General features: G+C 34.6%; 18 protein-coding genes, 1 riboswitch and 1 other annotated feature. Of the genes, 3 read left to right on the forward strand and 15 right to left on the reverse strand.

All coding sequences use genetic code 11. The annotated features are described in order from the left end of the window. The 3 genes from BLP68_RS07160 to BLP68_RS07170 all read right to left on the reverse strand — a co-directional run. The coding region (locus BLP68_RS07160; RefSeq protein ID WP_143003068.1) for a DUF4347 domain-containing protein at positions 1 to 2,274 on the reverse strand (2,274 nt) is incomplete at its 3' end. 95 nt (positions 2,275 to 2,369) lie between these two features. Then, entirely contained in the window at positions 2,370 to 3,641 is a 1,272-nt protein-coding gene (locus BLP68_RS07165; RefSeq protein ID WP_091541776.1) for a hypothetical protein, read from the reverse strand. Between the two features lie 112 nt (positions 3,642 to 3,753). Further along, a complete protein-coding gene (locus BLP68_RS07170) occupies positions 3,754 to 5,289 on the reverse strand; it encodes a DEAD/DEAH box helicase (protein ID WP_091541778.1) in 1,536 nt (511 codons plus the stop codon). A gap of 236 nt (positions 5,290 to 5,525) precedes the next feature. Here BLP68_RS07170 and BLP68_RS07175 point away from each other — a divergent pair, with 236 nt between their 5' ends. Further along, positions 5,526 to 6,146 carry a glycerol-3-phosphate acyltransferase gene (locus BLP68_RS07175; protein WP_091541780.1) on the forward strand — a complete coding sequence of 207 codons (621 nt, stop codon included), beginning with the start codon at positions 5,526 to 5,528 and terminating at the stop codon, positions 6,144 to 6,146. A 64-nt stretch (positions 6,147 to 6,210) separates the two neighbouring features. Here BLP68_RS07175 and kynU read toward each other — a convergent pair whose 3' ends face one another. Beyond that, positions 6,211 to 7,494 (reverse strand): kynureninase, encoded by a 1,284-nt coding sequence (gene kynU / locus BLP68_RS07180; protein WP_091541782.1) that lies wholly within the window; start codon positions 7,492 to 7,494, stop codon positions 6,211 to 6,213. Between the two features lie 139 nt (positions 7,495 to 7,633). Between kynU and BLP68_RS07185 the strand changes: the two genes are divergently transcribed. Together BLP68_RS07185 and BLP68_RS07190 are read left to right on the forward strand one after the other, a co-directional pair. Next, entirely contained in the window at positions 7,634 to 7,897 is a 264-nt protein-coding gene (locus BLP68_RS07185) for a YciI family protein (RefSeq protein ID WP_091541785.1), read from the forward strand. A 153-nt stretch (positions 7,898 to 8,050) separates the two neighbouring features. Next, positions 8,051 to 8,665: a hypothetical protein gene (locus BLP68_RS07190; RefSeq protein WP_176758906.1), complete on the forward strand. Its 615-nt coding sequence runs from the start codon at positions 8,051 to 8,053 to the stop codon at positions 8,663 to 8,665. Between the two features lie 39 nt (positions 8,666 to 8,704). On the opposite strand, the gene BLP68_RS07195 is transcribed toward BLP68_RS07190, so the two are convergent. The 11 genes from BLP68_RS07195 to gltB all read right to left on the reverse strand — a co-directional run bounded on the left by BLP68_RS07195 (position 8,705) and on the right by gltB (position 24,278). Next, positions 8,705 to 10,243 carry a bifunctional GNAT family N-acetyltransferase/carbon-nitrogen hydrolase family protein gene (locus BLP68_RS07195; protein WP_091541788.1) on the reverse strand — a complete coding sequence of 513 codons (1,539 nt, stop codon included), beginning with the start codon at positions 10,241 to 10,243 and terminating at the stop codon, positions 8,705 to 8,707. A gap of 134 nt (positions 10,244 to 10,377) precedes the next feature. Next, positions 10,378 to 11,007, reverse strand: a complete 630-nt coding sequence (thiE, locus tag BLP68_RS07200) for a thiamine phosphate synthase (RefSeq protein ID WP_091541791.1) — start codon at positions 11,005 to 11,007, stop codon at positions 10,378 to 10,380. Next, the gene (gene thiM / locus BLP68_RS07205; RefSeq protein ID WP_091541793.1) at positions 10,997 to 11,809 is read right to left on the reverse strand and encodes a hydroxyethylthiazole kinase; all 813 of its coding nucleotides are present in this window, start codon (positions 11,807 to 11,809) and stop codon (positions 10,997 to 10,999) included. Before thiM ends, thiE begins: the two co-directional genes overlap by 11 nt. Positions 11,810 to 11,832: 23 nt before the next feature. Further along, positions 11,833 to 12,636, reverse strand: coding sequence for a bifunctional hydroxymethylpyrimidine kinase/phosphomethylpyrimidine kinase (thiD, locus tag BLP68_RS07210; protein ID WP_091541795.1), 804 nt, complete (start codon positions 12,634 to 12,636; stop codon positions 11,833 to 11,835). 11 nt (positions 12,637 to 12,647) lie between these two features. Further along, a complete protein-coding gene (thiW, locus tag BLP68_RS07215; protein WP_330389106.1) occupies positions 12,648 to 13,145 on the reverse strand; it encodes an energy coupling factor transporter S component ThiW in 498 nt (165 codons plus the stop codon). Between the two features lie 90 nt (positions 13,146 to 13,235). Beyond that, positions 13,236 to 13,349, reverse strand: a riboswitch (TPP riboswitch). Between the two features lie 49 nt (positions 13,350 to 13,398). After that, complete coding sequence (locus tag BLP68_RS07220; RefSeq protein WP_091541798.1) at positions 13,399 to 16,200, reverse strand: MSEP-CTERM sorting domain-containing protein; 2,802 nt, start codon at positions 16,198 to 16,200, stop codon at positions 13,399 to 13,401. Further along, positions 16,184 to 16,705, reverse strand: coding sequence for an exosortase K (gene xrtK / locus BLP68_RS07225; RefSeq protein WP_091541800.1), 522 nt, complete (start codon positions 16,703 to 16,705; stop codon positions 16,184 to 16,186). The genes BLP68_RS07220 and xrtK overlap by 17 nt, the downstream gene beginning before the upstream one ends. A gap of 238 nt (positions 16,706 to 16,943) precedes the next feature. Beyond that, the gene (locus tag BLP68_RS07230; protein WP_091541802.1) at positions 16,944 to 17,558 is read right to left on the reverse strand and encodes a DUF3298 and DUF4163 domain-containing protein; all 615 of its coding nucleotides are present in this window, start codon (positions 17,556 to 17,558) and stop codon (positions 16,944 to 16,946) included. Positions 17,559 to 17,625: 67 nt separating this feature from the next. Beyond that, on the reverse strand, positions 17,626 to 18,801 hold the full coding sequence (gene trpB, locus BLP68_RS07235; RefSeq protein WP_091541804.1) for a tryptophan synthase subunit beta: 1,176 nt from the start codon (positions 18,799 to 18,801) through the stop codon (positions 17,626 to 17,628). A 115-nt stretch (positions 18,802 to 18,916) separates the two neighbouring features. Further along, positions 18,917 to 19,149 (reverse strand) — a binding site (T-box leader). Positions 19,150 to 19,248: 99 nt separating this feature from the next. After that, positions 19,249 to 19,404, reverse strand: a complete 156-nt coding sequence (locus BLP68_RS21675) for a hypothetical protein (protein WP_176758907.1) — start codon at positions 19,402 to 19,404, stop codon at positions 19,249 to 19,251. Between the two features lie 383 nt (positions 19,405 to 19,787). Continuing rightward, entirely contained in the window at positions 19,788 to 24,278 is a 4,491-nt protein-coding gene (gene gltB, locus BLP68_RS07240; protein WP_091541806.1) for a glutamate synthase large subunit, read from the reverse strand. Between the last annotated feature and the right edge of the window lie 381 nt (positions 24,279 to 24,659).

Raw genomic sequence — 24,659 nt, forward strand, 5'->3', positions numbered from 1 at the left:
CCTTGTGGCTGTTACTATTGCTGAACTGTTGTTTGTGCAGAGGTTACCATAGGTATCTCTTAGTTCTAGTATTGGCTGTTGGGCAAATTGTCCTCCGTTTACTGCTGGTGCTGTGATGTTTTGTGTAATGCTGATGTTTGTTGCTGTTCCATGGGTTGGAGTGATGGTTAATGTGTTGGTGTCTGGGGTGGTTACTCCGTCTATGCTAAGGCCTATGGTTTGCACTGATGCTCTGTTTAGTGCAAGGTTGGCTTGCGCTACTCCATCTGTAAAGGTTACTGATATTATTTGTCCTGCTCCTCCACTATTAGCATCTAATGGCGTGCCGTTAAAGGTTCCGTAACTGCCCTCTGGTGCTGCCTGTACTCCTGTGATGGTGACATCTTTTGCTCCGTTAAAATCAGTGTCTATAGAATCGTCGGATTTTTTTACCGTTAAAGTTATTTCATTATTTACTCCTGCTAATGGTGTTGTTGTGCTTGCACCAGCTGTTGCCGTGTGATTTCCTGCTGGGGCTGATACACTTAAACCAAAATCGTCACTTGTTCCAGTCAAGCTACTAATTTTCCTTAAATTACCATGTAATGTTACAATCATAAAATTGCCGGATGAATCAACAATAAATTTCTTTTCATCTATATTACCCTCAGCTAAAGCAGGAATAATAGTTTCAGTACCTGTAATCCATCCGCTTCCGTAATTTGCCATAGCGAAAAAATAGCTTTCTGACCAGTCTGCCGCCCATGAATCCATTAATAAATATATATTTGAGTTAACAACATATACACCTACTGGAGCAGTATCTCTCACATTATCAATATATACTTGTTCCCGCTGCCAACTTCCTGACTTATTTGTATGAAGATAAGAAGTAGCGGATATGAACTCCCAGGTATCTGGGTCTTCAAGCAGTTCATAATAAGTAAAGTATAAGACACCGGATCCATCACCCACCAAAGGAGAATAATAGTAGCTTTTTCCTTCTGCAACAGCGTCAACCAGCTTTTGTGCCAGAGGGAAGGAAGCATCCGCTATGCTCTTATGTGTATAATAATAATTGCCATAATAATCATTTTGGTTGTCTTCCCTGACATAAGAAACATGAACTATATCACTTCCATCGATGACAATACGAGGGTCGTGGATTTCATCCGTACCACCCATTGCATCCGATACGATAGAATTAATAACCCAAGAACCAGAATAATTAGTTGCATAATTTAAATAATTGCCTGTAGAATCCACATATTTATATACCATATGCACAGCACCAGTAGAATCTACAGCAATTGCTGGATCATCAAAGTTTCTAGCTCCACTAGGATGGCTATAGGCTTCTATTTCTGTATATTGCCAGCTTATACCATTATATACACCATATTTTATACCTCTATGACTGGTTACCCCTGAACCTTGATAATGCCTAAAAACTATATGTAGTTTATTATCCGAACTAACTACTAAATCAAGATCGTCAGAAAAACCTGTATCGCCAGTAGCAGCTGTCGTTATACCGGGCAAAGAGACCCAGTTTATACCGTCCCATTGTTTTACACCTATTTCTGTGCTACTTATCTTATGTGTAAGATAAATAGTCCCATCGGTGCCAACAGCCAGTCTGTTAAAAGCCCAAGTATTACTAGAATATGTATGGATTAAAGTTTCCTTTAAGTCTAAAAGAAATGGGTATGTATCTAAATTAGAAAACAACATGGTTCTTGTATCTATTATTTCAGACTGATATTCTAATATCCAATTCCCACCCCGTACTGCTGAACCTGTTGCATCCTCAGAAGCAGCAATATCTGCTCCTGTGATTCGTGCTACCTCTTCTACAAACTGTTTACCTGATTCCTCTTGTGCCACATTACAGCCATATAAAAGAATATCCCCCGTTTCTTTCAAGCTTTGTCCGATAGTCTCAAGTTCTTCTGAGTAGCTTTCCAAGGTTTTGGAACTCAATACAGCAGTTCCAACACGAATCTCACCGACATCTCCATGGGAAATAATGTGAATAGCATCTAAATCCCTCTTATTTTGCAGATACTCTGACATTTGTTCTATTCCATCCTTTTTGGCATCCAGTACCACAGCTTGAATCCCTTTAGGAATGGAATCCCTCAATATTTCGTAGTCCTGAAGTGCACCATCTATAAAGGCAATTTCGTCTGCAAAGCTACCATAGACAGTAATGGTACCAGTTGTCATTAAAGCAATTAACATGAGTATACAGAATGTTAATTTAAGTAAGATTTTTTTATTACAAATATCCATCTTATCAACTCCTCTTAAAGTGTAGATATAGCTTAAAACTTCTTGTTGCAAGTTATCTTTACTGTGAAAATATAATCTTTCTTTCCTCCGCAGAATCAGAAAGCCTTCTGCTTCTCTTCAATATTTCTACTTAGTGCAAGGCAGATATTCAAAATATCCTCCGAAGAAAAATTTTGCTGGAGTTTTTTCTTTAGCTTTTTATAGTATGAAAACCTAAGCATTGAATATTCTTCGATTTCTTTTATATATTTCTTGCTAAACATTTTTCTATTCTTTGAAATAGCTTCGAATATCATTATAAGACAGCTATCATGTATAACACCCTTTAATCTTTCTGCGTCACCTGTTGAAAAAATGTCCGAATCCATTAATATTTCTTCTATAAACCAAAATAATTTATTAGTAAGCTTATCTAAGGTAAATTTATTTACTAATTGACTGAAAATTGTAGAATGTTGATTTTCATAATCAGCCTTCATATCCTGTAAATCGTCAATAATTTGTAGGAAAACTCCATACCCGAATAGAAATTTTGCTTCCTTTTTCGAAAGCTGACCCTTTACCAAATAGCCATCAGCCAAAACTGAGGTTCCACCCTTTTCAAAGGTAGTACCTAAGATATCTCTTTCATAAGGGGTAGTCTCAGCTCTTTGCTGGCTTAAACTTTTTTCTTGAGCAGAATGAATTGACACAAGACTATCAAAAACCTGTTGATAATCTAATCTAGGAAATTGGCCTTCTATTTTTTTAACTAACTGGTATATACGCTCTTGGTTTTTACTTATAGCCCTTTCATTTTCGCCAGATAACCAACCTTTAAATTTCTTATTAAAGCTATGCTTATCATTAATGTGTACATCAGGATCATCTAAGTAATTATCACTGTATGGATATAACATACTATAGGCAAATACTGATGGAGTTAAATCAACCTCAATGTCAAACAAAATCTGCAAACTATTCATTATCCATACATTCCTAATGGCTTGAAAAACGTCATGAACATCTAGCTCTGGATCAAAGCTCCTTACTTCTCTAATAAATAAGTCTGTAATATTAGAGTAGCCTTTACTGGTAAAGAATTCTATTGTTTTATTCTCATAGCCAGCAACATTAAGCTCCAATTCATTTATTAAGGTGGTTATTCTATTGCTCCATGCATTTAATTGTCCTTCTTCCTTTGGCATTTCCTTTAATACCTTGAATAATTCTTTTCTGAAAACCTCTATTTTCTTTTCATTGTCCAGCTTATCTCTTAAACTAATTCGTTGTTGAAAAATTGGAAAATCCGACTTGGTTTCCCACCAAATAGATAAGTATTCCTGCTTCAAATCCCTTACTAGCTCTTTAATATCAAGACTTTCCATTCTATCACCATCCAATTGCCCTATATAGTTTTATGTAGTATTTTGTCTGCAATTAACCTACATTTTCTGATAATATTCTACATCTCTAAAGGAACTCCTCTATATAAAGGCTTTATTTTCTCTTTGTATTGGTCCTTCTTCCATTCTTTCGATTATCAAAGGGTTTTTTCTTTCCTTTGTCACCTTCAGAGTAAAATCCTTTATCCTTAGATGGCTTTCCTTGTTTTTCATATTTTTCTCCGCCATATTGCTTATCTCTTTTATCCTTAGAAGATTTATCAAAGCCTCTATTTTTATCTCTACTGGTTTTAAAATCTTTTTTATCGCTTTTATCCTCTTTATAGGGTTTTCTAAAGTCCTTTTTATCACCTTTATCCTCTTTATAGGGTTTTCTAAAGTCCTTTTTACCACTTTTGTCTTCTTTATAGGGCTTTTTATAATCTTTTTTTCCACCTTTACTGTCTCTGGTTGGCTTCTTATACTCGCCTTTATCTCTTTTGCTTACTGGTTTATTAAACTCTTCATTATCTACTGCATCTCCGAAACGCCGGCGTTTAATAGTCATACGTATTCCTTTTTCTATTTCCCCTAAGGTACCTCTGTCTTTTGGAGTTATAAAGGTAACTGCAACACCCACCTGTCCAGCACGACCTGTTCGTCCTATGCGATGTATATAGCTTTCAGTATCCTGTGCTATGTCATAGTTAAAGACATGGGTAACTCCCTCTATATCAAGTCCACGGGCAGCTACATCTGTTGCAATTAAAAGCTGTATTTTAGCTTTTCTAAAGGAATTCATTACCTTCTCTCGCTTCGCCTGGGTTAAGTCTCCATGTAGTTCATCACACTTATAGCCAAGATTATATAAGGCTTCATTTAAAGCTTTAGCTCTTCGCTTAGTACGACAAAAAATAATAGCCAGAAATGGTTCATACTCATCCAATACACTACATAAAGCATCCTGCTTTGATCTATCGGTAGTCTCTATTACTTCTTGCCTAATTTCCTTTAAGGTTATATTTTTACCCTCCACAGATACCTGAGTTGGATTATTCATATATTTATTGGCTAGTTTCCTAATTTCCTGTGGCATTGTTGCTGAGAAAAAAGCTGTTTGTCGCTCTTTTGGGGTGTGAAATACTATTTGTTCTACATCCTGTAAAAATCCCATATGAAGCATTTGATCTGCCTCATCTAATATAAGTATTTTTAATTTACTAAGATTAATACTTTTTCGTCTTATATGATCTAGTAACCTCCCAGGGGTACCTACTACTAAATGTGTACTTCCCTTTAATCTTCTTAATTGTTTTTCCACATCCTGCCCCCCATAAGCTGCCAGTAGATTTAATCCTTTTACAGAAGATAATTTCTTTGCTTCAGAGGTAATTTGTATTGCTAGCTCACGGGTGGGGGTAACTATAAGGGCTTGGACGTTATGATCATTTCGATCTATCATTTCCATAATTGGTAACAGAAAAGCAAGGGTTTTACCGGTTCCAGTTTGGGCTTGAGCTATTACATCTCTTCCAGATAATAATATCGGAATTGTTTGGGTCTGAATTGAGGTTGGTTCAGTTATACCATTTTCTATCAACTGTGTTTCATGCTCTTCACTAACTCCCAGTTTTGCAAATTTATTAGTCATATGCCTAACTCCTTTATTTTTTATTTTTCTTTCGTTTCAGTAGATTATGTATCTATATAAGATGTTTATTAACTTTAAATATTATTTAAAATTTTACCATTCTTATTTAGTATGCATTTTTTATTATATCCTAATGATACGTAATTTGATATAATTAAGACACCTGTGCCACAAAATTATCTTTGCTTATTATGATTGCTTACAAATGATATTTTACAAAAGTGAGGGATAATTTAATGTTTATCTATATTATCACAATTTTAGCAGGTTATATTCTGGGTTGCTTTCAATCCTCCTTCATTCTAAGCAAGGGTCTAAAGCAGGTAGATATCAGAAACTTAGGAAATGGTAATGCTGGTGCTTCAAATGCAGTTATTTCTTTAGGCTGGAAATTCGGTTTACTTGTAGCTCTACTGGATATTTTAAAAGCAATTATATCTTTATATCTAATCAAATATCTTTATTATGGGAATGTACCTTCTTCTCAGCTTACTTTTTTACTTTACTTAAATGGATTATTCGTTATTTTAGGTCATAACTATCCCTTTTTTATGGGATTTAAGGGCGGTAAAGGTACAGCCTCTTTAATAGGTATGCTTATGATGATAAATTTTTCTGTTGCTATAATATGTATTTTTATTATTTTTATAATTACGATTATTACCAATTATATAGCCCTCGGCACCATTGGACTGGTCATCTTTTTTGTTTTTTTAACCATCTATTTAGATTATGGTATTCCTTCGATAATTATATCTATTTTGATTGCAGCCATGAGTATTTATAAGCATCTTCCTAATGTGAAAAGGATTAGAGAGGGAAAAGAAATAGGCTTAAGGAAGGCCATGAAAAAATAATACTTTTTTATCAACTAAAAACAGCCAATTCAATTATAACCGTTGAATTGGCTGTAGGTGTTTTCTAAGCAATTACTCCCCTTTTATTTGAGTAGTTTTTATAAATCTCTTTGTCCATAACTTCCTTTATTACTGATACAACCTTCCATACCTCTTTATAGGATACATATAATGCCACTGGGGCTAATCTTATTATATTAGGATATCTAAAATCAGGCACTATCCCTAAATCCTTTAAGGCCTCATTAATTCTAATGGCCTCCTCATGCTCTAGGGCAACGTGTCCTCCTCTTTTGTTGTTTTCCCTTGGAGTCCCAATTTTAAATCCATATTTGTATAATTCATTATCTATTAGATACATAAGGTATCCAGTAAGATTAAGGGATTTTTCTCTTATCCTTTCTATCCCTATCTCGTTAAACATTTTTAATGAGCCCTCTAAAGGCGCCATACTTAAAATGTGCGAGGTTCCTATTTGCCAACCCCCAACATTGTTTGCTGACTCAAAATTATTAGATAAGTCAAATTGCTTTTCTTTAAAATAACCATACCAACCTGCCAGACCTGGTTCTTTATCAAAGTGACAACTGTTTATATACATGCTGGCAGCTCCACCAGGTCCATTGTTTACATATTTATAATTACACCAGAAAGCAAAGTCTACTCCCCATTCAGATAATTTATGGGGTATTGCACCAACAGAATGACAGCAGTCGAATCCAATAATGATTCCTCTTTTATGTGCCTCCTTAGTTAGATACTCCATATCTAAAAGCTGTCCACTTCTATACAATACTGAAGGAAGCATAATTAATGCAATTTCTTCACTCATGTTATTAACAATTTCATCCTCATCTATTGTTTTTTCATCCTTGCTTTCAACAATTACAAGGTACTCATTTGGGTCTAATCCCTTAAGCTTTAGCTGGCTTTCAATGGCATATCTATCTGATGGAAAGGTTAGTGAATCCATCAAAATTTTATTTCTTTTACCACTTGGTTGAAAGAAGGTAGATACTAGAGAATGGAGATTTACAGTTGTAGATGAATGAATTATTACCTCATCTTGGCGGGCTCCAACTAGTGCTGCCTGCAATTTACCTAGCTCTTCTGGGTAGTAAATCCATGGGATTTCAGCTTTAGACCAACCATTAATCCCGAAATTTTTCCACTCATCCATCACCCTCAATAGGGTTTTTTCAGCATCCTTTGACATTAACCCCAGTGAATTTCCATCCATGTATATTTCGTCTTTATTTAAGTAGAACCGATTTCTTGTATCCTTTAATGGATCTAAGCTATCTAATTTGTTAGCATATTCTTCCCCCAGCTCATATTTAAGCACCATCAGCAATTCCTCCATTCTAAAGAAGTTTTCTTCTTAAATAGATTATATACTAATAAACTTTTTCAATGCAAATACGTACTAATTTAATATAGCAAGAAAGTATAATACCATATATAATTAAAGAATAGGAGGTGAAATAATGATACTATATGCTGCAATTCTTGAAACTATCGACCCTGCAAAGGATGCTGAGTTACTTACTGTACACAAAGCATACTTACAAAAATATATTGATGATGGGAAAATTTATGCAAAGGGCCCCTTTACCGACCATTCAGGTGGTTTAGTTATATATAAGGTAGCTTCCTTTGATGAAGCAAAAACCCTGGCAGAAAACGATCCTGCTGTATTACACAAATCTCGCAAATTGACACTCCGGGAATGGCGAAGTAATATTGAGTAATAATGGCTAACTTACAATAAGTTACTTTATCCCCTCTATTTACTATCCTTGTAACTTAGAAAAGACTTTCATTAATTTAAATAATGAATTATAATTATAAAGCAGTGTATATTACAAGCTAGTGTTTACTTCAAGGAGTTGAAATATGAATATATGAGCACAAAATATATTTACCTAATATTTTCGAAAACTGGAACATGGCTTTCTAAGACCATTCATGCAGTTGATAAAACTAAATATGTTCATTCCTCCATTTCCTTTGATTGTAATTTTAATAGGATGTATTCCTTTGGAAGAACAAATCCAAGCAACCCATTTTCTGGTGGATTCGTGGAGGAAAGTCTTTTCGATGGTGTTTACAAGAGGTTTCCCTTTAGTAATTGTTTAATCTATCGAATTCCAGTAACAGAAGATCAGTATAATCTTATGTTAAATGAGGTTGAAGGCTTTATGAGGGAAAAGAAGAAATATAGATATAATTTTTTAGGCTTATTTGCCGTTTTGCTTAACAAGCCTTTTAAGAGAAAATATCATTATTTCTGTTCTCAATTTGTATCGGAGTTATTAATAAAAGGCAACATTTATAATTCAAATAGACCTCCAGAGCTTATAAAGACAAATGACTTGTTTTTCGTTGATAATGCAGAGGTTTTTTACGAAGGCTTTGTTTATGAATGTAAAAAGTTTAATGAAATATATCCTTTATCTGATAATTTTACTGCCGACGCAATAAACCTTACAACCCACGAAATACCTATTTCGATTTAAAATGCAAAACGTCGTTAACAGTTGTCAACGACGTTTTTTTTATTTTTCCTTAACCTTAATTTCATATAAGTCGGTTCTTCTATTTTTAAGTAGGGTTACCGTACCGGACCTTCTTGATCGTCTTAAAATCTCTAGATCTAGATCTCCCACAACTACCATCTCTATATTAGGACTACATTCTCCCATTATTCCATCCCTAGGAAAAGCAAAGTCTGAGGGGGTAAATATGGCTGATTGAGCATATTGTATATCCATATTTTCTACCTGTGTAAGATTCCCCACCGTTCCGGCAATAACAGTATACACCTGATTCTCAACAGCTCTAGCCTGTGCACAGTAGCGCACTCTTAAATACCCTTGTCTTTCATCAGTACAGAATGGGGTAAATATTATATTGGCACCCTTTTCAACCACCAACCTAGAAAGCTCAGGAAATTCAATGTCGTAGCATATAAGTATGGCAATTTTGCCACAATCAGTGTCAAACACACTAATCTCATTTCCTGGAGAAATCCCCCACCATTTTTTCTCATTTGGAGTTATATGGAGCTTATATTGTTTTTCAATTGTGCCATCTCTTCTAAAAAGATATGCTATATTATAAACTTCACCATCCTCCTCTACAAAATGAGAGCCTCCAATTATATTTACATTATACATTACAGCAAAATCAGTAAAAATTTGAATATAATCCTCTGTATAATCAGTAAGTCTTCTTATGGCAAGGCTAGGACTATCCTCTTCTAAAAACGAAAGTAGTTGAGTAGTAAAGATTTCCGGAAATACAACAAAATCTGATTTGTAATTGGAGGCAACATCTACGAAATACTCACATTGATTTTTAAATTCCTGAAAGGAATTTATTTTTTTCATCATATACTGAATGACACAGGTTCTCACTGGAAAGGCTGTTTTAAAGTGGCGTTTTGTAGTCGGCTGATAATCGATATTATTCCATTCCATTAAGGTAGCATATTGAAGAGAAGCCTTATCATCTGGTAGGTATTTTCTATTAATTCTCTTTAGTATAAATCCATTCCTTGCTTGAAAAGTAATAATGGGATCATAAATATTATGATTAATAACCTCCTTTACATATTCTTTAGGTGTCATATCCTTTGAATACTTATGATAATTGGGTATTCTTCCACCAATTATAATGCTTTTTAGATTTAATTTTTGGGCTAATTCCTTCCTAGCTTCATATAGCCTTCTTCCAATTTTCATATCTCTGTATTCTGGATGAACCATTACTTCAATTCCATATAGGTTATAGCCTTCATGGTCATGGTTTGTTATGTATCCTTTATCAGTTATCTCATCCCAAGTATGTTGGTCATCATACTCATCAAAATTTACAATAAGACTTGAACTTGAGCCTATTATTTTTCCATCATACTCTACACAAAATTGTCCCTCTGGAAAAATATCAACGTGGCTTTGTAGCTGCTCTATTTCCCAGGGTTTCATATTGGGAAAGCATAGTTTTTGCATATTTATGATATCTTCAAAATCTGCTTTTTCGATATTTCTAACTACTATTTTTTTTTCGAATTTTGATAAATCTAGATCAGACATTTCTTCACCCCTGTCCTTATATTTAAAAACCTCCTCCAACAAAGGATGAGGTTTCTTCACATGTATATATTTTTAAATACCCAAATTGTACCTGTTTAATAGATTTATTTTAGTATTCCCAACAAAAATATAACTTAAGCAAATCTTTTTCGTAGGCTTCTGGCAGACTCCATAATATTATTTTGACTTAAGATTGCCGATACAACAGCTACGCCATCTATTCCCGTAGACTTTACAGCATCAATATTTTCTTCGTTAATTCCACCTATTCCAACAACAGGTACTGCAATGGATTCTTTTATCCGCTTAATCTCCTCCAATGTTACCCTTCTAGTGTTTTCTTTTGTATCAGTTGGGAAAAGAGCACCAACTCCTATATAATCTGCCCCTTCCTTCTCTGCTATTTTTGCTTCCTCTATGGTTGCAGCCGAGACTCCAATAATTTTATTATCTCCCAATATGCTTCTAGCCACCCTTGGTGGTAAATCCTTCTGCCCTAAATGGATCCCATCGGCATCAACAGCCAAAGCTATGTCCATCCTATCATTTATAATTAAAGGAAGTTCATATTTCAATACAAGTTTTTTAACTTCTAAAGCTATTTCATAGAACTCTAGTGAAGAAGTATTTTTTTCCCTTAGCTGTATTAGAGTGACACCACCTAGTATTGCCTCCTCTATACTATCAATTAATAATCTTCCATTTAGTGCTATTCTATCAGTTACAAGATATAGTCCATAGTTAACCGTTTTTTTATCCTTCATATATTTTTTCTCCTTCATTTATTTGTTGGACAGAAAAATTGCCTATAGCATCCATTAACTTAACTCTGTAGCTACCAACACCCTCATCCACATTTTCTTCATAGGCCCTTTCTCCTGCTGCTCCCATAACCACAATTCCCAGCATAGCACCATATATAGGAATTTCCTTTGTTCCACAGCAAAGACCAATCAATGATGTAGTCATACAGCCAGTACCCGTAACTCTTGCCAGCATTTCATGTCCATGCTGGATGTAATAAACCTTTGTGCCATCAGAAACAATATCAGTAGCTCCAGTAATAGCTACTACACAACCTAACCTCTTTGAAAGTGATTGAGCAACTTCTCTTCCACCTGCCATAGTGTCATCTGTAGAATCAACACCTCGAGTTATAGCTTTAGTACCATTAATATTCATTATTTCAGACATATTCCCCCGTAAAACTGTTAGTTTAACCTCATCTATTATCCGTTTAACGGTTTCTGTTCTGAGGGTAGTGGCTCCCACCCCAACAGGATCTAAAATTACAGGAATATCTAGTGTGTTTGCCTTTTTCCCCGCTAAAATAAAGGATTCTATTGTTCTATTATTTAGTGTTCCGGTGTTTAATACAAGTGAAGATGCAATAGATACCATTTCCTCCACTTCTCTAGGATCGTCTGCCATAACAGGTGCCCCACCTATGGCCAAAACAGCATTTGCACAGTCATTTACCGTAACATAATTTGTAATGTGATGTACCAGGGGCTTATCAGATTTAATTTTTTCTAATATATGTGCAAAATTATGGATTAAGTTCATTTCATTACCTCCTCGCTTTACTATTAATCTATTAACCCGACTTTACTATATAGCTCATGAAAATGATGAGTTGGCCCTACCCCTTTACCAATAGAAAATGAATTTTGAATTGCTATGGTTATATACTCCTTAGCCTTTTCTATTGCTAAATTTATTGATAACCCTCTAGCAAGATTTGAAGCTATTGCAGAGGATAGTGTGCATCCGGTACCATGGGTGTTTTTTGTCTGTATTCTAGGAGAAGGATAATAATAAAAGTCGTCACCATCATATAGTAAATCTGTTGCTTCATCCTCCAAATGTCCCCCCTTAATCAGTATATATTGGGGACCCATTTTATGTATTAATAGAGCTGCCTTTTTCATATTCTCTATATTTTTAATCTCAACACCAGTTATAACCTCAGCCTCCATCAAGTTAGGTGTTACCACTGTAGCCAAGGGTAATAGATTATTTATTAATGCAGTTTTTGCTTCTGGTTGTAATAGATGATATCCACTTTTAGAAATCATTACGGGATCAACCACAATATTCTTTACGTAATATCTTTGTAGTGTCTCAGAAATAGTAGTTATAGTTTCGATTTTAGAAACCATCCCAATTTTAACTGCATCAACCTTAATATCATCGTATATAGCTTCAATTTGCTTTTTTATTAATTCTGCCGATATGTCTTCAACCGCAAAAACTCCTTGGGTATTTTGTGCTGTTACAGCAGTTATAACACTCATTCCATAAACACCATGGGCGGAAAAGGTTTTTAAATCGGCTTGAATTCCAGCTCCTCCACAGCTATCTGAGCCAGCAATAGTTAATACATTTTTCATATTCTTCCTCCCTAAATCTTATTATTAAAGAGACTTAATCTACTAATGAATTTAAAAATAACATAGCCTATAGCTACTCCTGCTATAGAGCTCATGACGAAGGGGCCTACAAAGAAAAATAATGCTGCTTCTCTTCCCAATAGATATTTTGCCACTGGATATGAAACTAATCCTCCAATAAGGCCCGTCCCCACTACTTCACCTGCTGCAGCCAGGGATATTTTTTTAGTTCTTTTATATAGTATTCCTGCCAATAATGCCCCTATCATACTTCCTGGAAAAGCCAGCAATGATCCAGTCCCTAGCAAATTCCTTAATAATGAAATAGTAAAGGCTACTGCAACAGCATATCCCGGACCAAATAGGGTAGCTGCCAATAAATTAATACCATGCTGTACAGGGAAAACCCTGGAAACCCCCACAGGTATATAAATCACATGTGCACTTGCAACACCTAAAGCCGTCAATAGGGCAGCACTAGTTAATCTTTTTATATTGATAATAATCACTCCTTCTAAAATACTTGTATATTTTTGTAGTTAAACATAAGCAAAAAAACACACATCCAAAGTAGGATATGTGTTTATGTCAAATCTTAAAATCATACATGTACACTTCCCTACGCTGGTATTATCCAGATCAGGTTAATAGGGATCAAAGACTTCTATGGGTCTTTATCTCAGTTGGCCTTTCCAACCCTCCCAGTGTTCTTTTAACTATTTAGTTTTAATCTATTGTATCAATATATTAACACAAATATGCTTAATAATCAATTTCTTTTGTTTTGTACCTCTTATAGAGAAGCATGGTCACAAGCATTAAAAATGCTATGATTATAATGGAAGGTTCATCCATTTCAGTTACATCGCCTATATCAATTGGCTTATCTGTAGCCAGTAATTGCTTTTGTTTTTCAAGCATTGCCTTTTCCTGAGCCTCAGTCTCAAGTACAATGAAGGAGGTCAACGGACTCATAACCTCACTTATTAAACTGCTCTTTACAATGGCTAATGTGTTCTCTGCATTCATTTCTGGTTTTAGAATTGACTGCATATACATGGCTTTTAACAGCACTCCATTTTCCCAGTCAGAGTTATTGGCAATATCTCCTGAAATTATTTCATCATGCTTTAGAATAATAATACTATCCTGAGAATCATCAGCTATGTAAAAGCTACCTTTATTATTTCCCCAAGTCAGGACTGGTGCCTCATGAATTCTATTTATCCCTTCTGCATAATCCATATCTGTGCTTAATAGTGAGTACCTATTAAGATTAACATTGCCATCTAATTGATAGTAATAGGCTCCCTCAGGTGCTGTAAACATAAAGTTTTCAAAATCCTTTGGTAAAATTGCCCTTGTCATTTGATCTGTAACTACTATAATAATAGGGTAGCTGTCACTATTGTTTATATAGTTTTCATAGAATATCCTCTTTACTGAATAATCTAAATGTAGCCCACCATTAACCCTTAAGCTTTTTAGATTATCCTCCCATCCTGCTCCATATGGAGTTTTTATCTCTTTATAATTAACTCCTATTATTTCTTTAACTGAATCTGATATATCAGCTTCAGTTATATAATTATTTACCCTACTAAAATATTCTTCCATCATGTTTTCATTTCCTCTTGAATAATCTATGAGGAAATAGTATTCAGGTATTCTTGTTATTTGTGTCATCTTTGCCTTGGCTTCTTTAGTAATATAAGCAAAGCTTTGATGTAAATCCATATCAAAAGGCATATCTTCTCTACTATAGTTAATATCATCTAATTCAACCAAATAACCATTTATATCTAGTTGAATGGGGTGCCTGTGGGTAATTTCTATACCAGTCTTCCTTCTTTCATTCCCTTCAAAGGGAAATACTTTAAATTCTATTAGGTTATCTCCTACATATGTTAATAGACCTGGGTCTTGTCTTACTGCTCTTACCTGCTGATACACCCAATTGGCAGCTCTTTTGTCGGCAATTAGTCCATACTTTTTTTCATCAAAGACATATAGGTAATAATCACTTATATAACTTCCTTCTGGAAGCTGAAATAAAGTAATATATTCACTTTGATCATTAGATAAATTTTGAAGCTCTAGGTGAACCCAGCTTTTATATGCCCCCTCCTCTACATCATAAAAGGTTTCTCCCTCTGCCTTTTGTAAAAGCACATTACCCGGCCATGCTCTAAAACCATTCTCCTGTAAAGTATTCTCTTCATATTCACCATAAAATATAGCTTCTAGCCTGTTTAATTTTTCATTGGATATTGATAAATTATCAAGTACATAGCTGTTATATATAGCCGATAAATAGGGGATACTTCTTCTCTGGCTAAATAGGCTAAAATCATTTTCATTCTGATACTTAATGTTATCTATTGCTCTTCTTATTCCATTTAAATTTAAATTTATCTCCGTAGTCTCATCATAGCTTCTCTGATAAACATAGCTTAGAGCATTATCGAGATGCTGTTTATCCTGGCTTATGGCTAAACCAAAAATACTAGGTATAACCATCATACCTACTAAAAAAAGTGTAATTAACATTCCATCCTTATACTTATTCCTTAAGTAATTATAATCATTCCACAGGGACCGCACATGCAGGAACATAAGCAATATTGGAACCAGCATCAGTACCCCTAAGCCAAAAAAGATTATCCCTATAATGGATACTGGTAAATAAGGTAAAAAAACTATAAAGAAATAACAGCTATAAACAATGGTGATGCTTTTCGCTATAAATATACCAATGCCAGCTTTACTATACTTCTCTGCAGGTAATCCTGTTAATACTCCTGTAACTACAGCTAAAACATAAAAGCTATAATGGGAGAAATCTCCAAACATATTATAGGTTCCTTGATTAAGCATTAGACCCAATACTCCACCAACAATAACAACAATAGATAGGTAGCTTTGCCAAGCTTGAAATTTATTTAGTAATATAAAATATAGTATTCGTATTAGCATAAAGAAAAAAATAACAATAGATACAGTAAAAATAATGTAAAATAAAGTTTCTATCCCCTGAAAAAATGAAGTAGTCCACATAATTCTAATAATTATATTAAAGAATATGTACCACCCAACAGGAATTCCAATTAATAATGCTATTTCTTTAGATAGATTATTCACTTTGTATTTTTCAGAAGTCCAATGTACTAGAATCAGCATCCCATAGCCTATACAGGGTGTAATTAATGTAAGAATAGTTAAGTATGGTGAAACACCAAAAAGCATCCAATTAGGTACTGAAGAAGGTACTAAGTCTAAATCATTAAAGAAATAACCAAATAAAAATACAAGATATGTTGCAAGCATTATAACAGCACTATAGTGATGTATGTCTTTTTTCCTATACCAGTTAATTAAACCATACATAGTGAAGGAGGCACCAGCTATTATCAAATACGCCGCCATAAGGATCCAAGTATTCATGGCTTGGGTGGTTAATTCTGTGCTAATAATGTTAAAAATTCTTGAAAAGGTTAATAGTAAAACTATATGAGGTATAGTAATAACAAAAAAAATCAGATAAGGCCTATATAATTTCTTCATATGTCTCCCCCAATTTCTTAATTAACTTTGTATAAATTATATGTGTAAGCAATAAAAAACCCAGATAAAAAAATACCCCTAAGGTTTGATGAACTATTGCTTCATATCTTGCCGGAAAAACTCCTAAATTCATAACAAAAACTGTAACTATTATCCTTGATCCATTTACGAATATAGTTAATAAATAAGAAAAAACTAAAAAATCAATTAGAGCGAGCCATTTAAGCTTAACTCCTTTAAGTTTAGATATAAATGAGAATACAAGCATCAAGAATGTCATTGAAAAGAAATTTACCCCGGAGCATGCTTTACTAATATTTATATGTAAATCGGGGCTAATAAAGCCAATCCCTTCATAATAAGTGAAGGTGGTGCTTAAAAACAATTCAAGGAATGCCACCACTGGTCTTAAGATAAAAAAAAGCCCTTCTACATTTCCAAACATTTGTAAAGCTTGGATTGCCAAAACAATTATTACTGTAACTATATAGAATAGAATATTCATAACCACAACTCCCACTACACTATTTACGCTTATATGTTACTATGGATTAGCAATTCAATACCTTATATTTTTTTATAATAATACCTTGCTATATATATATTTTATCAAATGTATAAGCTAAAGTATACTTATAAACTCTTTGTCTATAATTTGTTGAATATAGAGTTGAATAGTATAAAATGTAAAATGCTGAAGCTAATAAATATGAGCTTCAGCATTTTTTATTAGCTATAAAATTTTATAAATAATATAACATCCTATCTAAAATACTATCTTTTATTATAATATCACTAATATTATAAATTGGTATTGAAAAATAAGGCAAACCCACATAGTATGGTGATATTTCATAAAGCTGAAAGTATATTATAAGAGTCTTATCGGCAATGTAGTAATCCTGATCCATCCTTACACCTTTAAACTCACCCAGTAGTGGTATTTCTCTTTCTTTTATTTGTTTGTATACCATCTCTGAAAGCTTCTCTATGTAATGGCTATTGGGCTTAAATAGCTGATATAGCTTATAATAATCCCCTGTTTTCACATCAAAGCTAACTGATCTTACTACAGTAAAAGGATGTGCCCCTCCGAAATCGCCCAAAGCACTTAAGGTTATACTTAAGACGTTCCTTTCATTGGTTTTTATTTCATAAAACCCTGTTACATAGGTGGTACTATAGGGATTAATAACCTCAGATACCACCTGCAGCATTAAACTAGTTATTTTATAATTTATCTTTTGCTGTATAATTAAATCACTTAAACCGTACACCATTGGATAATAAAAGCTAATATTCGGAGTGACATAGTGTAATGTATGTACACTTACTGGCTTTTTAAATTCTGCTGACATATTCTTACCCATCCCTTCTTACCTTTTTTCTATAGTCTATTCGGTAAAAACGAGATGGTGCTATATCTTACCCCATCAGCTTCTTAACCTGCTCAACGTCCTTATCTCCTCTTCCAGATAGGTTAACGATTATTATTTCTTGCTTTGTAAGCTCCTTTGCCAGCTTTATTGCATAGGCAATAGCATGGGCACTTTCTAAGGCTGGAATAATTCCCTCTGTTTTTGATAGTTGGAAAAAAGCCTTTAATGCCTCTTTATCAGTTATTGATACATATTCCCCACGGCCAATTTCATTGTAATAGCTATGCTCTGGCCCTACCCCTGGATAATCAAGTCCTGCTGCTATGGAATGCACAGGAAGGGGCTCCCCGTATTTATCCTGTAGTGTATAGCATTTGAAGCCATGTATAACTCCTATTGATCCCATAGAGATAGAAGCAGCATGTTCTCCTGTTTCCAGTCCTTTTCCTGCTGGCTCAACCCCAATTATTTTAACCTTCTCATCATTTATAAATGGATGGAATAACCCGATCGCATTGCTTCCTCCTCCCACACAGGCTACAAGATAATCTGGTAATCTACCTTCTGCTTCTAAAATTTGTCGTCTTGCTTCTTGTCCGATTATACTTTGAAATTCCCTCACCATTGTAGGATAGGGATGCGGACCCACAGCAGAGCCCAATAGATAAAATGTATCAGATGCATTACAAATATAATCCTGCAATGCTGCATCAACAGCATCCTTTAAGGTTCTGGTTCCACCTTTAACTGGCACTACCTTTGCTCCTAGCATCTCCATCCTAAATACATTCAGTGCCTGTCTTTCGGTATCTATTTCACCCATATAAATGGTGCACTCAATATCAAATAACGCACACACTGTAGCCGTAGCTACCCCATGCTGTCCTGCCCCTGTCTCTGCAATAATTCTTCTTTTATTCATTCTCTTCGCCAGCAATACCTGCCCAATTGCATTATTGATTTTGTGAGCTCCTGTATGATTTAAATCTTCACGCTTTAAGTAGATTTTGGCACCATCTATTTCTTTACTTAATCTTTCTGCAAAGTAAAGAGGGTTTTCCCTGCCAATGTATTGTTTTTGATAGTATGCAAGCTCGGCTAAAAAGTCCTGGTCCTCAATATGTTTATAAAAGCTTTCCTCAACCTCCCCCAACGCCACCTTTAGTCCCTCCGGCACATATGCTCCTCCAAAGCTTCCAAAATACCCATCTCTTCTTTTCATTACAATTACCTCCTAGTTTAATTTAATAACAACAAACGAAAGACGCAGAGTGAGTAGAAGCTTTCATATAATGATCTCCAAAAACAAAAAATCCTCTACACATATATAAATATGTATAGAGGACGGATTTCCGCGTTGCCACCTCAATTGGTCATAGACCCACTCCTTCAGATACGGGCATACAACGCCGATATCCTATCTCTATAACGGGAGAAACCCGGGTTACCTACTATAACTTCAGCTTCCACTCATAAGTCCATTCAGTATACCTGCTGATATCGGGTTCTCACCATTGCCGATTCTCTGTAATCTTTCAGTAAACCTACTACTCTTATTCAACGCTTTCAAATTTATTGATTTACAAAAGTTTATAAAATAAAAACACTTTTGTCAATATATTTTTTAAATATTCTTAAAATACATCAAAAAAAATATACAAAACAGTTTCTAGTCATCTTCTATAGAAGTATTTTCTAAAACAAATGTCATTAATTCATTATTAAAAGGCAGGTTCTTATTAACAAAAATACTATAGCCTTCAACATTGTATATGTTATATTTGCCTACTTCAATTGGCTTTCCCACCCGAACCGATGGTTGCATGTAGAAAACTCAGCAGTTTTTTTTATTTTCTATATCAATTGTCAAGCTATTTTCTGATCTTTTGGACAAGAGTTTATGTAGCTTGCTGGAAATCATATTCATTCCCCTTTCTATTCAAGATTAATTCTACTCGCCCCATACATTATAATAATAAAGGGTGGAATGTGTGCTATTATTTTTTACAAAATACTTTGCTCCTGCTGTTGGCATCACTAAATTGGTTTGTATTATATGATATTGAATTGCATTCCATATTATTACATTGCTGGTATTTTATTAAAATATTTCGTATTAATAATGAGAATGCTTTTTTTCTAATGTATAAAAAATAATGTTGTTCACTGAAAACAACATTATTTTTATTTTACTATGAAGTTTTACAGCTAACCAATACACTCCATCTCACTTGAATAAAATGGGGAGCATATCTTTAAAAATTTATTTCCATAAAAATTCCAATTATTCAATATGTCTTTAGCTTTATTACTCTGTGTGTTTACATAATGTTTTGTAATTAGTTTTTGTAATGATTTTATTTCTTCCCTATTATTTAGACATTCAACTTCTATCATTTCATTATTAAACTTATCTTTAAAATCATTATCCTCATTTAACACATAGGCCACTCCACCACTCATTCCAGCTCCAAAATTCTTTCCAATTGATCCTAGAACAACAGCTATACCTCCCGTCATATATTCACAACCATGGTCCCCTATTCCCTCTACAATAGCAATTGCACCACTGTTACGAACGCAAAATCTTTGTCCCACTCTTCCTGCAATATATGACTCTCCTCCTGTTGCACCATAAAGTAAAGTATTTCCTGCAATTATATTTTCGCTAGAGTCATATGTGGCCATTTTAGGTGGAATAACTATAATTTTTCCACCTGAGAGTCCTTTACCCAAATAGTCATTTGCATCCCCCTCAAGTACAAGTGTTAGCCCTTTGATGGCAAAGGCACCAAAGCTTTGCCCCGCAGAGCCTTCTAAAAATATCTTAATTGTATCATCTGGCAAGCCTGCATCTCCATATCTAAGGGCAATTTCTCCGCTTAGCATGCTTCCAAAGGAACGATCTGTATTTCTTATTTTCAGCATATGTTCAATGCTCTTTCCAGATTTTAATGTCTCCTTTGAATCACATATAATCTTTCTGTCCAATATACTTTCTATATTATGTCTTTGATTTATTGTACACCTTCCTTCAATTCGTGAAGGTAGTTCAGGTTTATAAAGTATAGCTGACAAATCATAATCTATATGTGTGTCTTTATCCAGATGCTGTACCTCTAACACATCAACTCTTCCTATCATTTCTTCGATTGTCTTGAATCCAAGCTCTGCCATTATAGTACGGATCTCCATGGCAACAAAGTAAAAATAATTAATTAGATCTTCTGGCTTACCATCGAATTTTTGACGGAGGGCATACTCCTGAGTTGCGATACCTGCAGGGCACATATTCAAATGACATTGTCTACACATTTTACATCCACATGCTATTAATGGAGTAGTGGCAAATCCATATTCCTCAGCACCTAAGAGGGCTGCAATTATAACGTCCCGCCCGGTTTTCATTTTACCATCCACCTGTAGTTTTATCCTGCTTCTTAAATTATTTAGTAATAGAGTCTGTTGGGCTTCAGCTATCCCTAATTCCCACGGAAGTCCTACATATTTCATCGAGCTAAGTGGAGCTGCTCCAGTGCCACCGTCATGTCCACTAACCATAACAAAATCTGCATAGGCTTTTGCAACTCCAGCTACAACGGTTCCAACACCAATTTGAGATACTAATTTCACCCCTATCTTAGCCTTTGGATTTACATTCTTAAGGTCAAAGATTAGTTGGGATAAATCTTCTATTGAATATATATCATGGTGGGGTGGTGGTGATATTAAATCTATTCCAGGTGCTGAATGTCGTACCCTTGCGATTTCAGCAGTTACTTTATCTCCGGGCAAATGACCTCCTTCTCCTGGTTTAGCACCCTGAGCCATTTTAATTTCAATTTCATTACAATTTATTAGATAGTTGGTAGTAACTCCAAATCTACCTGAAGCAACCTGTTTTACTTTACTTTTTAGGTTTTTATCTAGCTGCATATCATATCTACTTGGGTCTTCACCGCCTTCTCCACAATTGGTTGCTAAACCAATCCTATTTCCTGCTATAGCTAAGGTTTCATGGGCTTCTGTACTTAATGAACCAAATGACATTGCCGAGATTCTGAATCGTTTAATAATGCTTTCAACTGTCTCTACCTCTTCTATAGATATGCTATTTCTTTTTTTGAAGTTTAATAATCCCCTGATTGTTGCAGTTTTTTCTGCCTCATTATTGACCATATCAGCATATTCGTTGTAGATTTTTAGGCTTTTATTTTTACTAGCTCCTCTTAATTTTTTAACCACCTCTGGATTAAGGGTATGAAATTCTCCTTCTTTATGCCATACTATTTCTCCACCTACATCTACTTTTCCCAATAGATGATATGCCGAAAACTGTCTTCCCAATATACCTTTAGATATGTCCTCTAGTCCTATTCCCGAAAGAACGGCAGGCGTATCTGTAAAATATTTATCAATGATACGTTGATTTAACCCAATGGCCTCGAATATTTGAGCTCCACTATAGCTCTGCAATGTAGAAATACCCATTCTTGATATAATTTTTAATAGCCCAGCACAAATTGCTTTGCTATAGTTATTAATGGCATCCTCTAGACTTATATTCTTTTTTTCTTTTTTATTATTTTCTACTATATGAGAGATTGTCTCAAATGCCATATAGGGGTTTATAGCTTTTGCACCGAATCCAACTAATAGAGCCATATGCATTGCATCCCTTGCATCTCCCGTTTCCATTATAATATCTACTGATGTTCTTTGCTTTGTTCTAACCAAGTGATGATGCACAGCCCCTAAAGCTAAAAGACTGGGTATTGGTGCATTATACATATCGATATTCCGGTCACTTAAAATAATAATATTATAACCAAGCTTTACATTTTCTTCAGCGCGCTTACATAAATAATCTAATGCTTCCCTCAATCCATTATCTATGTGGTCAGCTTGGAATACTATTGGAATGGTAATAGCCTTAAAGTCTTTTGTATTAAGTCTACGAATATACTCCAATTGACTATTCTTTAAAATTGGATGCTGAAGCTTAATGTACTTATTATCTACTTCAGTCTCAACCTTATCCAATAGCCTTCCATGACTCCCAATGAACTGAACTAAAGACATTACACCCGCCTCTCTTATGGGATCTATTGGAGGATTTGTAACCTGCGCAAATTTTTGCTTAAAATAATTAAAAATCATTTGAGGTTTTTGCGATAGAATTGCGATTGGTGTCTCAACACCCATCGAACCGATGGGCTCTTTAGCATTTTTAGCCATATATGCAATTACCTTATTGATTTCTTCTGTGGTATATCCAAAAACCAATTGATTTCTATGAAGGACTTCTTGGCTCATTACTTTAGTTTCATGGGATGCCTCTATATCCTTCATTGTCATTCTATTGCGCTCTACCCATTCTCTAAAGGGTTTTCTTGTAGAGGCTAAAGCTTTAATTTCATTATCGGATACTATTCGTCCTTCTTTTGTATTTACTAAGAGAATTTTCCCAGGCTGTAAACAACCCTTTTCCAATATTTTTTCTGGGGGAATATCCAGTACCCCTACCTCCGAGGCCATAATAACCATATCATCTTTAGTTATAATATATCTTGCAGGCCTTAAGCCATTTCTATCTACTGTTACTCCCACTTTAATTCCATCAGTAAATGCTATTGTGGCTGGTCCATCCCATGGCTCCATTACCCTAGCATGATATTCATAGAAGCTCCTTTTTTCTTTATCCATATACATATCATTTTGCCATGCTTCAGGAATAAGCATCATCATAGTGTTTTCTACAGAGTGCTGATTCTTTACAAAATACTCCAGGGCATTATCTAGTGAAGCCGAGTCACTTCCACCTGCCTCGATAATAGGCAAAATTTTAGTGTACTCTTCTCCAAATAAATTGGAGTGCATAACTCCCTCCCTTGCATTCATCCAATTTATATTTCCTCTTATTGTATTTATCTCTCCATTATGGGCGATATATCGAAAAGGCTGAGCCAGCTTCCAAGAAGGGAAAGTATTGGTGCTATATCTTTCATGAATAAGTGCTATAGAAGTCTTTACTCTCGCATCTAATAAATCAACATAGAATTCATCAAGCTTATGCCCTAATATTTGGCCTTTATATACTACAGTTGCAGTGGAGAGGGAGCAAATATAAAAGCCATCAGTGTAGGGTTTATTCTTTTTCATTATTATATTTTGTACCTGCTTTCGAAGAATAAAAAGCTTTCTTTCAAATGCGTCTAAGCTTTGCCCCCTTCTATCAATAAATATTTGAGCAACGACTGGGCGAGTGGCTCTGGCAGATTCGCCGCATGCATCTTCATTTATGGGAACTTCTCTCCATCCCAGTAAGGACTGACCTTCTTCCCTAATAATTCTTTCTAATACACCTTCACAAAACAGTCGTGCATTTGGTTCTCTTGGTAAAAAAATCATACCAACTGCGTAGTCGCCCATATTGGGTAATGTTATATTTATTTTATTTGCTTCCTTCTTCAAAAACTCATGGGGAATTTGAATTGAAATTCCTGAGCCATCTCCAGTGGCTGAATCTGCCCCTACAGCACCCCTATGACTTAAATTTTTTAAAATTTGCAACCCCTGATGTAGAATCTCATGGGTTCTATATCCGTTGATATTAACTATAAAGCCAACACCGCAGCTATCCTTTTCCATTGATGGATTATATAAGCCCTGTCTCTCTGGGTACATATTTGTATTCATAACTATTTTACATCCTCCCCCTAAATTATGTTATTTTAATACATGAATGTTAAGCATCGATTTCATTCATTTTATTGAATATTTAGTTTATTGTGCTGATGGTAATTTTATCATATTTATTTACTTAGTTCAATATTTATTCATTGCTTTTTTCATAATATTTTCTCATTTTTCAAGCTTTACAGGTGAAAACGTTATCATTTATTATATGATGAACTCACATATGTTTATTTGAACTCAATCATTGTTTTTTTATACAGTTTGTATTTTATGAAGCTTTATTGTATTCAAAATTCATTTATTCTGTTTTTTTAATTCTACCACCATTATTAATTTTTTTCTTATGCATTACTTCCTTCTATTTGAATAATAGAAAAAAAT

This window comes from Alkaliphilus peptidifermentans DSM 18978 (assembly GCF_900101495.1).
Classification (GTDB): domain Bacteria; phylum Bacillota; class Clostridia; order Peptostreptococcales; family Natronincolaceae; genus Alkaliphilus_C; species Alkaliphilus_C peptidifermentans.

Coding starts and splice junctions, on each gene's coding strand:
- BLP68_RS07165 (WP_091541776.1), bottom strand. CDS start 3,641: ATGGAAAGTCTTGATATTAAAGAGCTAGTAAGGGATTTGAAGCAGGAA.
- BLP68_RS07170 (WP_091541778.1), bottom strand. CDS start 5,289: ATGACTAATAAATTTGCAAAACTGGGAGTTAGTGAAGAGCATGAAACA.
- BLP68_RS07175 (WP_091541780.1), top strand. CDS start 5,526: ATGTTTATCTATATTATCACAATTTTAGCAGGTTATATTCTGGGTTGC.
- kynU (WP_091541782.1), bottom strand. CDS start 7,494: ATGGTGCTTAAATATGAGCTGGGGGAAGAATATGCTAACAAATTAGAT.
- BLP68_RS07185 (WP_091541785.1), top strand. CDS start 7,634: ATGATACTATATGCTGCAATTCTTGAAACTATCGACCCTGCAAAGGAT.
- BLP68_RS07190 (WP_176758906.1), top strand. CDS start 8,051: ATGAGCACAAAATATATTTACCTAATATTTTCGAAAACTGGAACATGG.
- BLP68_RS07195 (WP_091541788.1), bottom strand. CDS start 10,243: ATGTCTGATCTAGATTTATCAAAATTCGAAAAAAAAATAGTAGTTAGA.
- thiE (WP_091541791.1), bottom strand. CDS start 11,007: ATGAAGGATAAAAAAACGGTTAACTATGGACTATATCTTGTAACTGAT.
- thiM (WP_091541793.1), bottom strand. CDS start 11,809: ATGAACTTAATCCATAATTTTGCACATATATTAGAAAAAATTAAATCT.
- thiD (WP_091541795.1), bottom strand. CDS start 12,636: ATGAAAAATGTATTAACTATTGCTGGCTCAGATAGCTGTGGAGGAGCT.
- BLP68_RS07220 (WP_091541798.1), bottom strand. CDS start 16,200: ATGAAGAAATTATATAGGCCTTATCTGATTTTTTTTGTTATTACTATA.
- xrtK (WP_091541800.1), bottom strand. CDS start 16,705: ATGAATATTCTATTCTATATAGTTACAGTAATAATTGTTTTGGCAATC.
- BLP68_RS07230 (WP_091541802.1), bottom strand. CDS start 17,558: ATGTCAGCAGAATTTAAAAAGCCAGTAAGTGTACATACATTACACTAT.
- trpB (WP_091541804.1), bottom strand. CDS start 18,801: ATGAAAAGAAGAGATGGGTATTTTGGAAGCTTTGGAGGAGCATATGTG.
- BLP68_RS21675 (WP_176758907.1), bottom strand. CDS start 19,404: ATGCAACCATCGGTTCGGGTGGGAAAGCCAATTGAAGTAGGCAAATAT.
- gltB (WP_091541806.1), bottom strand. CDS start 24,278: ATGAATACAAATATGTACCCAGAGAGACAGGGCTTATATAATCCATCA.